Consider the following 15614-nt stretch of genomic DNA (forward strand, 5'->3'; position numbering starts at 1 on the left):
ATTGTTGGGACTAGATTGGCGTTCATATTCCAACTCTAGTCCTATTTCCTGCTTGATGCTCTACAACCTCCAACTGACAATACTTCAGCCCCTTTACTGATGGCCGAGGAACACCGGTTACGCCCTTATTCTATTAGCGGTGGAACAGAGATCATTAATCCCAATAATGGTAACGAGATCAATCTGTTCCATAGCTTTGAAAAGTTTGGCCTGACCGATACCGAAACTGCTACCTTTGAGCATTCTCCTGGGGTAACAAACATTATCGGCCGTGTGACCGGTGGCGACCCCTCAAATATTGATGGTCAAATAAGTGTGGGATTGAATAGTTCAGCCAATCTCTATTTGCTAAACCCATCAGGGATTCTTTTTGGTAACAATGCATCCCTTAATTTAGGGGGTTCATTTTCAGCCTCAACCGCTACGGGGATAGCGTTTGGTGATGCCCTGTTTGATGCCCTGGCAGACAATGTCCCCAACAATACATTGATCGGTAACCCCACGGGGTATGTATTTGGGTCAGAACAGGTTAGCCCCATTGTCAATGAGGGTAACTTAGCGGTGCAGCCAGGCCAATCTTTAACATTATTAGGGGGGCAGGCCATCAATTCAGGTACATTATCTGCCCCAACTGGAGAGACGGAAGAGGGTCAGATTTTAGAGGGCCAGATTTTAGTGGCAGCCGTGCCTGGAGAAAATCTGGTGAGGGTCAGTCAACTGGGGTCTCTATTGAGTTTAGAATTTGAAACAGTTCCAGACACATTTGCCCAATCGCTAGCTGGATTTACACCCTCCACCCTGCCGGAATTACTCACGGGGCCAGCGAGTGTGGCAACAGATCTTATCCTGAATCCAGACGGTTCCTTGAGTCTATCTGGCTCTCCCTTCGTTGCAGAACTGGGGACCGCAGTCCTCGACGGCACCTTGGATTCATCTAACACAACCATATTTATCGAGCGCACTATTGTATTAAATCCCGATCTAAGTGCTCCAGATGTGACTGTGGAAGCCATTCAAGCGCTTGAGCTGGCTGACTTGCTGATCCCTAGGAACCTCACATCGATTCTATTTAACAGCTCTGGTCCCACTAATATCGGTACCATTTTGTCCAGTGGTAATAATGTTGAATTGAGGAGCCAGGGAGCGATTGATATAGGTGATATCACAACATCTGTAGGTGGCGACGCTGGCCTTGTCACCCTTGAGTCTCAATCGTCTATCACCACAGGAGATATCGATACATCTAGTGGCGATGGCGAACCCGGTAGTGTTGTCCTTGATGCCGGCACATCAATCACCACGGGCGATATCACGGCTGTTGGCTTATTTGAAAGTGGAGACGTTAGCCTGACGGCTGAAACAGCCTCGATTATCACAGGGGATATCGATACGTCTAGTGGCGATGGTGAGCCCGGTAGTGTTGTCCTTGATGCCGGCACATCAATTACCACGGGCGATATCACGGCTGCTGCTTTTATGGTTAGTGGCGATACTGGCGACGTAGAACCGGGTAATGTGGATTTAATTGCTGGCACATCTATTGTCACTGGGAAAATAGATACATCTAGTGACATTGGCGATGCTGGCAACGTAGTACTTGATCCCCCCGGAGAGGTCGTCTTTAGTTCCATTGATGCCAGTAGTCTTACCGGTACGGGGGGTGACGTTACTGTCGTTTCCACTGCAAGCACTGTACGGGGCATTGACGTCATTGCCGGTAGCAACAACACTATTTCCACCGCCGGAGTTACTGGAAATGGTCGGATTCGCATCATCCATGGGGGCGGCGACACTGTCCCATTTGATATTGGGGATGCCTCATTTAATGGCACCGCTGGAGCGATCACTACAGGGGCCGACACCCTGGCAGATGGCGATCCCAATGAGCCATTTTTTGGCAGTTTTACCCAAGGGAACATTGAACTAATTGCCACCGATGTCCTGGGTGGCGATGGCGATCCAACGATTTGTGTCCAAGACTGTACTACCCCTGATGACCTTGAGGTGGCTAATGCGGTTAATGGTGTGTTGGCCGTTAAAGCAACAGAAAATCATGAAAGTATTTTTCTGCAATTAGAAGATCGTCTGACTGAGGAGTTTGTCGAATACCTACGTCCTGGCCTACTTCCATCCGAGGCAGCTATGCCTGATGGGGATGTCGCCGACATTGGTTTTATTGAGCAAGTGGAATTGGGTCAGTCCCCTGCCGTTATTGACCTACCTACGGCCCAAAAAAACCTGATTGAAGTTCAACGGGCAACAGGCAAAAAGCCTGCGCTGATCTATGCCGTATTTGGGGCTAACCAGGCTACAGACACAGAGAATAACGTGATTAATGTGGCGACATCATCATCAGACCCGCTGGAGCTAATGCTGATCACAGCTGAAGGGGAGCCGGTATATGTGAGGTTAGATGTGACCCGCGAAGAAGCGGTGTCCATGGCTCAACGCTTACGCCGCCAGGTTTCTACCCCTAGTCGGGCCAACCTCAACCAGACGTACTACCTAACGGCAGCCCAACAACTTTATCAGTGGTTAGTTGCTCCACTGCAGGCCCAGTTGGACGCTGAGGGAATTGATACCATTAGTTTTATTCTCGATGCAGGGCTGCGTTCCACACCTTTAGCCGCTCTGCATGACGGTCAGGACTTTATCATCCAGAACTACAATGTGGGGCTGATGCCAAGTCTGAGCTTGACGGATCTGACCTATCAAGACATTAGCAATGTCGGTATTCTGTTGGCCGGCACCTCCACCTTTGCGGATCAAGCGGCGTTGCCCGGCGTGCCCGTAGAGCTAGACTCGATTGCATCTCAATGGCCTAGCACGTTACTGCGGGGCGAAACATTTGTCCTCGATACCCTTAAGGGCGAACGGCAGAACAACCCCTCCGGCATCATTCACCTGGCCACCCATGGTGAATTTAATGTGGGTGACTTATCTAAGTCGTATCTCTATCTCCATAATCAAAAACTGGCGCTAACGGAGCTTCGTAGCCTAGGGTTACATCAACCCTCTGTGGAATTACTGACATTGAGTGCTTGTCAAACTGCCTTAGGAAATCGTTCTGCTGAGTTAGGCTTTGCTGGATTTGCTGTTTTAGCAGGGGCCAAAACCTCCATTGCCAGTTTATGGAATGTGAGTGATGAAGCGTCGGCAGGGCTGATGATTGAATTCTATCGCCAGCTGCAGGATAGCCAGCCCACCATCAAGGCAGAAGCCCTACGTGAAGCACAGTTGGCCATGATTCGAGGCGATATCTCCGTTGAAGGAGGATGGCTTAAGGGGCCCACCGCATCGCGTCAGCTACCGGTGGAGTTGGCGATCGAGGGCCAGCGAAATTTTAGTCATCCATACTATTGGGCAGCTTTTAGTTTGGTCGGTAGTCCTTGGTAGATGAACTACGGTAGATGAACTATCGGCTGGGCTAGTCCGTAAAACTCCGATCCACGGCCCCAGCCGCCACCGTTTTCCCCACCAAAGTCTCCAACGCCAAAGACTGGGCCATGGGCATCTGCCCATAGCTAAACACCCAGGGAATCCCCTCCGGCAGCGCCAACTGCTCTAACACGTAAGGACTGCCATAGACCACCACTGCCTGCAAATCCCCCGCCGCCATCAGCATTGCCAAATACTGGCTCGCCAACTGCACCAGATTCTGGCCACTGCGAAAAGGATTACCCCGGATAAACAACTGCACCAAGGTGGGTACCCCCGTTTTTGGCCCCTGGGACGACCGGCTATCCAACAGTGTCAGTCCATAGCCCCACCCCATCGGCACAGCAATCGCCGGAGCCGTCCTGGGCAAATATCCACAGCTCAAAACATCATCCACCAAGATCACATTCTGGCCCGTCTCCCCAGGCCCATAGGTCCCCCCACCCCGCCGATTCGATGCCTGCAAAATAGACCGGGCCAGTGCCAAGGTATCCGGTTGGGCCAGCTGCTGCACCTGGGTCACGGGCTCCGCCGGTGCCCAATCATGGCAGAACTGCCCGGTGCCTAACGGCCCAGACACCTTATGCTTTGCCCGCCAAATCCGCTCCACCGATGACCGGATCTGAACCTGATTCACCCGTCCTACCCGCACCGCTTCGCAGATGGCCTGAATGCATCCCTCCACCTCCCCGGGCATCAGTACCACATCGGCCCCGGCTTCCACCGCCAGCACCGCCGCTTCGTAGGGGCCGTAGGTTTCGGTAATTGCCCCCATCACCAAGGCATCGGTGACAATTAGACCACCAAAACCCAGGTCCTGACGTAATAGCCCGGTTAGAATCGGCTGCGAGAGGGTGGCAGGATACTGCTGATCGAGGGCAGTCAGGCAAATGTGGGCCGTCATCACGCTGTCTACCGGCTTGGCTAAACCTATGGCCGAGCCGGGGGAAATAACTCCCTTAAAGGGTACTAATTCCACCTGATCCAGTCGGCCTAAGTCGTGGTCAATCACCGGTAAGCTCAGGTGAGAGTCCATGGCGGTATCCCCATGGCCGGGAAAATGCTTTGCCGTGGTTAGTACTGGGAAATCCTGGGCTCCAGCAATAAAGGCCTGGGCCAACTCGGTCACAATCTCTGGCGTCTCGCCAAAGGCGCGCACATTAATCACTGGGTTGGCAGGATTATTGTTCACGTCCACCACGGGGGCCAACACCCAATTGAGGCCAATAGCCATGGCTTCGCGGGCCGTATGGTGGCCAAACTGCCGGGCATAGGTTTTTGCTAGGGCCAAATCAGTCCGGGCAATTTCCCCCAGGGCCATGGGTGGGGGAAACCAAATGGCACCGCTGAAGCGTTGGCCGACGCCTTCTTCGATGTCGGCGGCCAGCAGTAGGGGAATCTCAGCCATGGCCTGGAGGGCCTGACATCGGAGGGCCACTTCTGCCCCGCTGCCCCCCAGTAGAATAACGCCGCCCACCCCCAGGGTGGTGATGTAATGGCCCATCTGGGCTTGGGTGGCTTCCCAGGCAGGGTATTGAATTTGGTGATCAAACAGGTGCCCAGTGGTGCGCACGACGATCATCTGGGCGACGAGCTGCGATAGGGATAGACTATCGGGGTCTGGCAGGATGGGTTTTAGCATGCGTGCCTGGAGAGCGCCTTGATGCTTCTAGCCTCCCCCTTGAAAAGGAGGATTGCGAGGTATGGAACGGGGATTGAGAGAGATTAAAGGGGATTGAAACGGGATCGAGCCATTCTTTTGGTACTGAGAGATCCCTTCTGGCTCCCCTGACAAAAGGGGGGACACACCAAAGCCATTGAGTTATTTCTTAACAGCTCTTTAGGTGATGGGACTATTGGTTCCATCATCAGTGGCGGTGGGGACTGCAGCGGGAATGTCGCCAGGCCCATCATCACCGGATAATTCACCGGATAATTCGTCGCTGGGCATTTCATCGCCCGGTAGTGGAGCATTGCCCCGTTCATGTTTGAGCTGACTGAGTAAGTTGAGGACCTGGGTGCCCTGTTCAAAGGACACATCCTCTTTGAAGATGATGTCTGGTGTCCGACGGAGGCGCAATCGCCGTCCTAGGGTGCCTTTGACGTAGGGGGTGGCGGCGGCCAGCCCAGCCATGGTTTCGGCCTTGGCTTCGGCGGTGCCGTAAATGCTGACAAAGACTTTGGCATGCTGGAGGTCACCGGCCACATCAACGGCGGTAACGCTGACCATGCCAGCGCCGACGCGCTCATCTTTGATGTCTGACATGAGCATCTGACTGATTTCCCGCTTAATTGACGCTGACACCCGCGCCACTCGACGATCCGTTGCCATGGCCCTCTCCTTTTGTAGTTATTGGTGAACCAAGGCGGCTATGCTAGCCCCAGCATGGCCCGTAGGGTAAAACTTAGGCAGATAAAGCCCGCGATCACCGCACTGACTAGGGCGACGGCGGTGACGGGATTTTCGAACAGGGGCAACAGCGGCTTGATCACGCTGTAGAGTACACCCAGGGTAAAGCTAATGAAGTAGCGCGGGTAGCGCGATACATTGGAGAAAAATTCTTGCATCGTCTAAGCTGACATCGTTTAAGTTTTGTGTGGCTTTGCTGCAGCCGCTGGATATAAGCAAGACATTAAAGGCCTTATATATCTTACCCTAGGTACTCGATTCTCCTGAGAGAAAAATCCTTAAGAGTTTATGGTTCAACTATCTTCCCCACCGGTCACGCTGCGTCCATTTTTGAAATGGGCGGGGGGCAAACGGCAGTTGGTGCCTGAACTATTGAAGTATGCACCGTCTGCCTATGGGCGATATTATGAGCCGTTTATTGGAGGGGGGGCTTTACTACTGACTTTGCAGCCGGAGGCGGCGACTATTAGCGATCGCAACTCCGAGCTAATCAACTGCTACCAGGTAGTCAAACATGCCGTCGAGGATCTAATTAGCCACCTGAAGCAGCATTACAATGAAGCCAACTACTTTTACGAGGTGAGGGACTGGGACCGCCAGGCGGAATTTTCGGCTAAAACATCGGTTCAGCGGGCAGCGCGGATTATTTTCCTCAACAAAACCTGCTATAACGGGCTGTTTCGCGTCAACGCCAAGGGCCAGTTCAACGCCCCCTTTGGGCGATACAAAAATCCCACCATTGCGGATGAAACCGTCCTCAGGAACGTCAGCCAGTACCTAAACCAGGCCAGGGTCACCATCCACCAAGCGGACTTTGCCACCACCGTAGCGGCGGCCGGTGACCAGGATTTTGTGTATTTTGACCCCCCCTACGATCCCATATCTACCACGTCATCGTTTACGGCTTATGACCGCAGTAGATTTGATCGCACCGAACAGCAACGCTTAAAAGCAGTGGTGGATGAACTCTCGGCCCGGAACTGCCAAGTATTGCTGAGTAATGCCTACACAGACTTTATTCAGGACCTATATCGGGACTATCGCTGTGTGCGGGTAGGGGCCACCCGGGCAATTAATTCCAACGCCACCAAGCGCGGCAAGGTGGATGAGATTTTAGTCATGAACTACTAGCATCCTCCCATCCAGACCCCCTCTCTTCTCTGCCCTCTACCCTTTCACCCCCTATCTTGCAAGCCTATGCCGAGCTATCGCTGGCAACAGTACACCTGTTCCTATGAACTGCAGAAATCGGACAGCAATGCCACGCCCCTCCTGCTAATTCATCCCATTGGGGTAGGATTGGCGGGCCCGTTTTGGCAGCCGTTTATGGACCAGTGGCGGGAGCATGACCCGATGGGCAACCAGGGGCGCGACCTGTACGTGCCCGATCTATTGGGATGTGGTCAGAGTGAGCTGCCGCGCCGTCCCTATAGCCCCCGGGACTGGGCCGAGCAGCTCCATTGCCTGATCTCTGAAGTGATCCAACGACCGGTGATTCTGGTGGTACAGGGGGCACTGCTGCCCGTGGCCCTGGAACTGATGGCGGATAAAACCATGGCCCAGGGGGTGGCGGGGGCGGTCCTATCGGGGCCACCGGCCTGGCGGTTGATCACAGAACCCACGGCCCCCTGGCGACAGCGGCTGAATTGGTCCCTGTTTGCCTCACCCCTGGGCTGGGGATTTTATCAATATGCGCGTCGTCGAGGCTTTCTCCAGTCTTTTTCCCAGCGACAGCTGTTTGCTCGATCAGAGGATGTGACGGAGGCCTGGTTAGCCATGCTGGACCAGGGGTCACGGGACATGGCCACCCGCTATGCGGTGTTTTCCTTTTTGGCAGGGTTTTGGCGACAGGATTATGGGGCTGCGATCGCAGCCAGCCAAAAACCTATCCTGGTGATCATGGGGGAAACCGCATCCACCATTGATCGCACCGCCCAGGACACCACCGCTCAACAGCGGCTGACGGACTATACCAGTCACTTTCCCCAGGCCCAAGGGGTGACCATTCCCGGCCGCAACGTGCTGCCCTATGAGTCAACGAAGGAGTTCATCGCTGTGCTGCGGCCCTTTGTTAATGGGCTATAGGCAATCTATCACCGGTCGTTAAAAGGCAACGGCGTCCGATGCCCCTGCACCAGCCTCCTCGCCGTTATCCTCAGGGGCCTCTTCCGCAGGGGGTGTTTCGGTTTCGTCCGTTGGCGGTTTGGTTTCGTCCGTTGGCGGTTTGTCGCCCTCCTCAGGTGTCTCCTCGTCAGCGGGCTGCTCTGGGGGTGGGGTGGTTTTAATGTTATCTACGGCCACGCTGAGGGCGTAGTTGATGGGGGTGGTGGTTTCGGAAACGATGACAACTTCGTAATACCCCGATTGGGTGAGCGGTCCCGACCAGGTGGTCTCGGAGGAATCAGACAGTAAAAAGGGCTCTTTTTGGGACGGCACCGGCAGGTACAGGGACATCAAGGTGCTGCCCCCAGGAACCTGGAGGTTAATGCGGAGATTTTGCCCCTCCTGCAAATTGAGGGTAAACACCCGGCCTTGGCCCGGCGTTAATTGTCCCGTCATCCGCTGCCGAAAGGCCCCCGACTCAAACTCTACTGGCTCCAGGTTTTTACCCGAGGTCAAATCCCCCACACTGTCCTGGGCCAGGGCATACCACACCTGACCAATGGGCTGATCCAAAACGTTATCCAGCTGTTCATCGGGAAAAATCGTGGCAAATTTTGCATCGGCTAAATCATCTAGGGCCCGACTGCTGACATTCAGCCGATTCACCGACTGTCGCCAGCTTTCTCGATCGTCAGCGCCATAGGCCCCCAGCCCCCGGCGAGCGGGCATGCTCAAATTCACCTCCAACGTATCCAGGCCGTCCATGGCCAGATTATCCCAGCGCAACCGTAGGGGGGCATCGTTTACCGATGAGGTCAGGGGCCGCCCTTTGAGGTTGGGATACTGCTGATAAAAGCGCTGGTTGATCCACAGATTTAACCAGGCATCATTCACCCCTAACGCTTCACTGCGCTGGAGCAGCTCCTCCTTACGGGCAACTTCATCGGGGTTGGGGCCTACGGCCGTATTCTCGGTGGGCAGAGTGGGGTTTTTCGCTGTCCCCTGACCAAAGGGCCACCGGGGCCGAATCCCAATGCCAAACAACAGGGTCAATAAAAGACTGCTAATCCCTAATACGGCTAGCAATCCGATCAATGCTTGCAAAAAACTCTCGCTGCCACTTTGCTTGGCCGGACTCACCGCCGTAGGGGTGTTGGGAGGTAATGTAGTCTCCGTCTCTTCAGGGTCGGGGGAGACCACTCGCGTGGCGCCGGTAGTGGGATAGACTGCGCCACCTTGGCCCATACCGGCAGCGACCAAACCTTCACTGGTATTGTCACTGGCATTTTCCTCGCCGTAAATCGAGGCAGCATTAACCGGTGGGGCAACGGGTTGACCGGGGGTGAATCCCGCCCCATGGCCTTGCAATGCCTGGATCACCGCCGCCGCCGAGGGGTAACGCTGGGAGGGCAGGGGGGACAGCATTTGTTTCAGCACAGTGTTTAGGGGTTCCCCCAGGGACACAAAGCGCTCCCAATTCCAGGCGCTTTCGTAGATGTCATACAGCTCTTGGGGCTCTTTGCCCGTGGCTAGTACCACCAATGTGGCCGCTAGGCCATAGAGATCGCTGGTGGCATCCACCGTCCCCGAATTAAACTGCTCCTGGGGCACGTAGCCCACTTTGCCAATGCGGGTGGGATTGGCCACCACCGACAGCTCCTGCTCCACCGTCGAGGCAATTTGCTTGACACTGCCAAAGTCAATTAGGACTGGTTTGCCGTCTTGCGATCGCAAAATCAAATTTTCCGGGGAAATATCGCGATGGATAATATCCAAGTCATGGATGTAGTGCAGCACAGGCAGTAGCTGGTACATCAGCTGGGTGATTTCAGTCTCGCTAAAATGCCCCCCCTGCTCCTGGCGATCTTGCAACAGGCTGCGATAGGTGGGGCCTGCCACATAGTCCTGCACCAAAAAGAGCTGTCCCCCTTCCCGCACCAGTTCACGAAATTTAGGAATCTGACCATGCTGCAGCTGATAAAGCACCTTGGCTTCCCGCTCAGACAGCTCCTGGGCCTTAGCCAGGAGGACCGGGTCATCGATTTGGGGCACAAATTCCTTGAGCACACACCATTCCTTATACCGATGTAAGTCTTCGGCCAAATAGGTGCGGCCAAACCCCCCTTCTCCCAGTTCTCGCAAGATGTTGTAACGTGCGCCCAAGGGGTGGCCAGGTTCCCAGGGTGTGCTCATTGATCGGCTCCTTTTGGCTGTGGATCAGGTTTCATTAGCAGGACTAATTGGTCAGTGTAGTGGGTTTTATCCCGGATGCAACTACTGCTGGCAATTTTTCTTATCAACAATCCACCTCCGGGTTGTCCCTATTCATTCATATTCTTATAGGTGGCCACGGCGGATGGCGATATGCGATTGAGGTAACGGAAAATCCAATATTTAAACACTGTGTCTAAAATCACCGGGAACGTGGCGATGAATAGAAAAATAAACTCTCGGTTGGCGGGAAAGCCTAAATGACGCGATAGACTCTCCAAAATCACTTCCCAGCCATGGGGCGAGTGAAACCCCACAAACATATCGGTAAAGAGAATGATAATAAAGGCCTTGGCACTGTCGCTGAGGCCATAAACAATCTCATCGATAAAAGCTTTCAAGGTAGCCACCTGGCGTTTGCAGCTCTTCAGCAGAACCACGAAAGCCAACACCGCAAAAATATCAGAAAATACATTTTGCACAGACGCAGCACTGCGTTCGCGATAGGCCTGTTCAATTTCTAAAGCTTTATCCAGCACCCGTTCTTCCAACTCGGTTTCGCTGAGGGCGGCCACTTTGCCTAAAATCACCTCAAACCGCAGTCGCTCCTCAAACCGTTGCAGCTCATGGAGGGCTTCCTCCTCCATCTCCGTGTTGAGAAACACCTCGGCTTGGTTGGACTGGCGAATATAGTTCACCGCCGGACCCACGATAAAATGCTTGGACAACTGCTGAGTGAGGAGGGGCACAATCACCAACAGCAATACAAACCGCACGGCAATCTTGGTTTTACCCTGGGATTTACGAAAACTCTTGATCACATCGACCTCGGCCTTGGGGTCAAGATCCTGTTTCACCCGATCAACGGTGCGCAAAATGGACCGGGGCAAGACACCACTGCGGGCCGCTAAACCTGCCCGTTCTTTGCCAGGTTTGTCAGCTCCCACTTTTTTTGAGTTGGGGGAGGAGTCACTGGTCGACGACTCCAGGGTGGCAAGCGGCCCCATAAACTGGTCGTAGCGGCCTAAAATCTCATCAATAAACGTTAGTTTCTTAAAGATAATGGCGGACTGATCAATCAGGTCGAGGGTGTATTCATCCTGCTGAGCGTCATAGGACTGCACCTCCATCTGTCGACTTTGGGACAGACTGGAGCGGTCGGCCTCAAAGCTTTCCATCCGTTGCTTAACTAACAGGATGTGGCGTTCCACCTCCCCTTGAATATACCGATAGGCACTTTCCCCGTAGTCACTATTGGCTTGAGCGATGGGTTTACCATCAAAATAGTCGTCTTCTATTTTTTTGATGGCCAACGCGGCTTCGTAGGCTTGTTCGAGGGATTGGTTGGGGGACTTAAAAAGCCACTGCCCCGCGTTGCGAAAAAATGCCCGAAGCTGCATGGGAATACGTATAGAAGTATGTAGGTGCGCTGGAATGTCAGCACTATAGTATCAACTCTATGAAAGCGCCATGAGAAATTCATTGGATCGGCTTACCGCCATGGATTCACAAATCCCCTATGACTGCACTCGACGGGCTACTTTCAGGAGGCCCTGACGCAACTTTCGCGGCCCCCGACGGGCCATCTTAAACAGGCCCTGGACCAACTGTCGTAGCGCCTGACGGGCCACCTTAAACCGATGGCGGGCCGTGGGCATCCGAAAAATATAAACTGCCCGCCGCACCAGGCCCCCCAGTCGGCCCCCAAAGCTGAGGCCAAAACTCCACACGCCACCCACCCCCTTGCCCAGGGCCAGCATATCCCCCAGGTGTAGATAGCGAAATGGTTTGGGCGCGCGCTGCCGGGTTAGATTGGCCAGACTTTTAGCCACGGCGGCGGCGGCCTGGTAGGCATTCTGGGCCGTATTAGGAGTGACCCGATCCTGGGAGGCGATATCCCCGACGGCAAAAACATTAAAGTAGTCCCCCAACTGTAGGGTGGGCTGCACCTGCACCTGCCCTTGAGCATTGGTGGCCACCGCCGTCCCCAGCCAGGGCCAGGGTTCAGCCCCCGTGGCCCAAAGCGTCAGGTGGCTGGGCACCTCCACCCCATCCAGCCGCACCATCGCCGGACCCACTGCCTCCACCTGGGCTTGCAAATGCAGCTCCACATTCCGCTGTCTGAGGGCCTGCATGGCCTGCCGTCGCAGTCCTCGAGCAAATGGCTTAAGAATTTGGTCCCCCCGATCCACCAGCCTCACCTGGGCTTTTTTCCCCAGGCGATCCGCCACCTTGGTCGCCAGCTCCACCCCGCTCGCCCCCGCTCCCAGCACCGTCACCGCCACAGGATGGGCCGCCTGAGCTAGCTGATCTAACCGTCTTTTCACCTGGACCACATCCCCCAGGCTGCGGAACGTGATGGCATGGTCTTGGATACCCGGAATAGGCAGTTGCAGCGTTTTCATCCCGGTGGCCACCACCAAATAGTCATAGGCCAAGCCATCGCCCTGGCGCAGGGTCACCCGCTGCTGCTCCAGGTCGATATGGTCCGCCCAGTCCTGCCGCCATTGGATATTTGTCCCTGCCAGCAAGGTGACATAGGGGGGAGCCACTTCCCACAGGGACATTTCCTCCGTCAGGACTTCGTACAGCAGCGGCGTAAACAGAAAGCGCTCACGGGGTTCAATCAGCGTAATGGAGCTGTGCCGCAGGTGGCGATATTTTTGCAGATAGAGCGCCGTATATAATCCGCCAAACCCGCCCCCAACGATGACAATGCGCGGCGACTGGGGAGCTGAGGAGCCAGGGAGAGAAGGGGTAAAAGGGGACATAGACGATCAGTCTGGATGGAACCAACGAAATAGAGGGTAAAGACGTTGGCGGGGTAACAGGTGTGATTAAGATAAGGGCAATCCGATATAGCCAAGGTATCCAATGTGATAGATGCATCGGACGTATGCTGACCGGTTCAAACCTCCATGGCACACAATTCACCAGAAAACGGCCCAAAATTGGGCGGCCCAGAATCGGGCTGTCCAGAACTGGGTGGCCCAAAATCGGGCGGCCCAGAACCGGGCTGTAAGAACCAGGCTTGGCTGCCTCCCCCAGGGGATTGCTATGACACCCTAGGACCCACCACCCTCGATCTATGGCGCATCCCATTGGACCGCCCAGTCCAGATGGATACTCTGTCGGACGATGAGGTTGCCCGGTTTAAACGCTATCGCTTTGCCGCCGATCAACGCAAATTTGCCGTGGCCCGCAGCAGCCTACGCCAGATTTTAGCCCATTATTCTCACCAGCTTCCGGCTAGCTTAGCCTTTGACTACGGATTCCGGGGCAAGCCCCAGTTGCGGCACCATGGCTGGCTGCAGTTCAACCTCTCCCACTCTGGGGAATATGCCCTGTGCGCTGTCGCCAGACAGGTGGTCGGGGTGGATATTGAACAGCTCCGGCCCATGGATCGGCTAGATGGGTTGATCCATCGCTGCCTGGCAATGACTGAGCAGCAGGCCATCGAGCAGATTAACCCAGACCACCAAAGCACAGCCTTTTTAAAATATTGGACCTGTAAAGAGGCTTACCTCAAGGCCACGGGCCAGGGCATTAGCGAATCCTTAGCCGCCATTGAGGTGGAACTCACCCCCATTCCTCGATTACGGGTGCCAGATCCAGCACCAGATTCAGCATCAGCTCCAGGGCCACATCAGCCATGGCAACTGCAGGTATTCGTCCCCGACGTCGGCTACACAGCTGCTGCGGTTATGTCGCCGGAGATAAACCACATCCGACTATGGGCCTACGAGACCATGGTCGCAACCCTATAGCCGCCCGAAACCCAGACTATAGGCATGCATCCCCAACTGCGGCCGCCCGACACAACCAGCCCCATTAAACCAAGGCGGTGGGTATCTGCGACTGGGCAATGGTCCCATCTAAACGCACACCGTGCCAGTTAACACCGCGCAAAATGGCCCCGGTCAGGTCCGCTCCACTCAGGTTTGCCTGGGACAGGTCCGCCCCACTCAGATCTGCAAAACATAGCTTGGCCCCCTGGAGATTGGCCCCCTGGAGATTGGCCTGCCTCAGGTCACTCAAACGCAAATCGGCCTGTTGTAGAGAGGCCTCCGTCAGATCTGCAAAGGTTAAACAGCTGCGCAATAGTAAGGCCCGTCTTAAATCGGCCCGTTTTAGATTGGTCCAGCTCATGTGAGACCGCCAGATCATGGCCCCGTATAGTTCAGCCTGGGTCAAGTCGGCTTGACTTAAGTTAGACCAGGTCAAGTCGGCATAGTTTAGACAGACTTGAGGCAAGCTAGCTTCGGGCAGCTGAACCTCTCGCAGGTCGGCCCGTTCAAACTGTCGCTGTCCAAGGGTATATCGCTTAATTAACTGAGAGGCTTCCACGGGTGATTCCTTAACCGCTGGGGCTAAGCTGCATAGGTCACATAAGGACTACATAGACTAAAACAGACATTGGTTAGGCTCTGACTGCAGTTATCGTCGGCACTAATCAATGGACCTAGTCATTTGTAAACTTACGTTAAGTATTAACTAATGTAACGGTTTTTTGACACCCTGTGCAAGGCAAATTTTGGTCAGAATCGACTGCTGATGAAACATTGACCTGCCTGCGGGGTAGCCTGGGTAGCCGGTATAGCAAACCTTTGGGGCCAAATGGGGACAAACCTGAGACATCACTGGCATGTGGTTGGGGGCAATCCGTGCTAACAATATCGAAAACATAGAGGTGAGGGAAAAAATCTATGGGAAAACAGTGGTTATGGGGCTCCCTTTTAGGATTAGCCATGGTCCTGCCGGGCACGGTTGCCCTGGCCCAGGCGACAGCACCGTCTGCCGTGCAAGATGCCTATACCCAGGCGATGAAGCTAGGCTATACCTATGCGAATGACTTTGATTACCAAACGGCCTTGTTGAATTTTCGGCGGGCTTTAGAGAAACGGCCTGGGGATGTGTATGCGATTAATGCGATCGCAAATATGGAGTACTACATCGAACGCAATCGCCTCGCGGCGCTCCAAGCGGAAGTAGATGCCCTCCAATCCCGGCTCTCCTTAGCCGCCCAAACCAAAGACTGGGTCTGTGTTACGGCCACCGTGGATGAACTTATTCCCTATGCCGAGGGTCTAGAACGGGAGCGGCTGACAGGTTACCGCAGTCAGCTGACCGGTGTTCTTGACTCCCGCACGGACGTGGAGTTTTGGTCCACGGTGTGTAGCCCCGATCAGCCATTGCAATAGGTAGAGGGCGATGGGGGTGGGCAGGAGAGGGGCTAGAGGTTTGGGGCCCTCATCCTAAATCCTTCTCCCTGGGGGAGAAGGACTTTGAGGTAAGCCCTCCTTATCCCTAGGGATAAGGAGGTGGGGGATCAGGAGAGGGGCTAGAGGTTTGGAGCCCTCATCCTAAATCCTTCTCCCTGGGGGAGAAGGACTTTGAGGCAAGCCCCCCTTCTCCCCCAGGGAGAAGGGGTCGGGGGATGAGGGCCAATCCA

The 15614-nt window shown here is 54.7% G+C and carries 12 protein-coding genes; 5 read left to right on the top strand and 7 right to left on the bottom strand.

Going from position 1 to position 15614, the window contains the following annotated elements; genetic code table 11:
• Positions 1 to 99 precede the first annotated feature (99 nt).
• Positions 100 to 3396 carry a CHAT domain-containing protein gene (locus VB741_RS23185; RefSeq protein ID WP_323367594.1) on the top strand — a complete coding sequence of 1099 codons (3297 nt, stop codon included), beginning with the start codon at positions 100 to 102 and terminating at the stop codon, positions 3394 to 3396.
• A gap of 31 nt (positions 3397 to 3427) precedes the next feature.
• Here the strand turns inward: VB741_RS23185 and VB741_RS23190 are convergent, their stop codons facing one another.
• The 3 genes from VB741_RS23190 to VB741_RS23200 form a co-directional block, all read right to left on the bottom strand.
• The gene (locus VB741_RS23190; RefSeq protein WP_323367595.1) at positions 3428 to 5080 is read right to left on the bottom strand and encodes a glycoside hydrolase family 3 N-terminal domain-containing protein; all 1653 of its coding nucleotides are present in this window, start codon (positions 5078 to 5080) and stop codon (positions 3428 to 3430) included.
• A gap of 198 nt (positions 5081 to 5278) precedes the next feature.
• Positions 5279 to 5770: a 30S ribosome-binding factor RbfA gene (rbfA, locus tag VB741_RS23195; protein WP_323367596.1), complete on the bottom strand. Its 492-nt coding sequence runs from the start codon at positions 5768 to 5770 to the stop codon at positions 5279 to 5281.
• A 38-nt stretch (positions 5771 to 5808) separates the two neighbouring features.
• The gene (locus VB741_RS23200; RefSeq protein ID WP_323367597.1) at positions 5809 to 6006 is read right to left on the bottom strand and encodes a DUF751 family protein; all 198 of its coding nucleotides are present in this window, start codon (positions 6004 to 6006) and stop codon (positions 5809 to 5811) included.
• Positions 6007 to 6136: 130 nt separating this feature from the next.
• On the opposite strand from VB741_RS23200, the gene VB741_RS23205 reads away from it, so the two are divergent.
• Entirely contained in the window at positions 6137 to 6979 is an 843-nt protein-coding gene (locus VB741_RS23205) for a DNA adenine methylase (protein ID WP_323367598.1), read from the top strand.
• Between the two features lie 66 nt (positions 6980 to 7045).
• A complete protein-coding gene (locus tag VB741_RS23210; RefSeq protein ID WP_323367599.1) occupies positions 7046 to 7933 on the top strand; it encodes an alpha/beta fold hydrolase in 888 nt (295 codons plus the stop codon).
• A gap of 18 nt (positions 7934 to 7951) precedes the next feature.
• On the opposite strand, the gene VB741_RS23215 is transcribed toward VB741_RS23210, so the two are convergent.
• The 3 genes from VB741_RS23215 to VB741_RS23225 all read right to left on the bottom strand — a co-directional run bounded on the left by VB741_RS23215 (position 7952) and on the right by VB741_RS23225 (position 12933).
• Entirely contained in the window at positions 7952 to 10144 is a 2193-nt protein-coding gene (locus tag VB741_RS23215) for a protein kinase domain-containing protein (protein WP_323367600.1), read from the bottom strand.
• Positions 10145 to 10272: 128 nt separating this feature from the next.
• Complete coding sequence (locus tag VB741_RS23220; RefSeq protein ID WP_323367601.1) at positions 10273 to 11562, bottom strand: proton extrusion protein PcxA; 1290 nt, start codon at positions 11560 to 11562, stop codon at positions 10273 to 10275.
• Positions 11563 to 11679: 117 nt separating this feature from the next.
• Positions 11680 to 12933 (bottom strand): NAD(P)/FAD-dependent oxidoreductase, encoded by a 1254-nt coding sequence (locus VB741_RS23225; RefSeq protein ID WP_323367602.1) that lies wholly within the window; start codon positions 12931 to 12933, stop codon positions 11680 to 11682.
• Between the two features lie 147 nt (positions 12934 to 13080).
• Between VB741_RS23225 and VB741_RS23230 the strand changes: the two genes are divergently transcribed.
• The gene (locus VB741_RS23230) at positions 13081 to 13929 is read left to right on the top strand and encodes a 4'-phosphopantetheinyl transferase family protein (RefSeq protein ID WP_323367603.1); all 849 of its coding nucleotides are present in this window, start codon (positions 13081 to 13083) and stop codon (positions 13927 to 13929) included.
• Positions 13930 to 13993: 64 nt separating this feature from the next.
• Here VB741_RS23230 and VB741_RS23235 read toward each other — a convergent pair whose 3' ends face one another.
• Complete coding sequence (locus VB741_RS23235) at positions 13994 to 14509, bottom strand: pentapeptide repeat-containing protein (RefSeq protein ID WP_323367604.1); 516 nt, start codon at positions 14507 to 14509, stop codon at positions 13994 to 13996.
• A gap of 359 nt (positions 14510 to 14868) precedes the next feature.
• On the opposite strand from VB741_RS23235, the gene VB741_RS23240 reads away from it, so the two are divergent.
• On the top strand, positions 14869 to 15363 hold the full coding sequence (locus VB741_RS23240) for a hypothetical protein (protein WP_323367605.1): 495 nt from the start codon (positions 14869 to 14871) through the stop codon (positions 15361 to 15363).
• Positions 15364 to 15614 lie beyond the last annotated feature (251 nt).

The organism is Leptothoe sp. PORK10 BA2 (assembly GCF_034932105.1).
GTDB lineage: Bacteria > Cyanobacteriota > Cyanobacteriia > Phormidesmidales > Phormidesmidaceae > Leptothoe.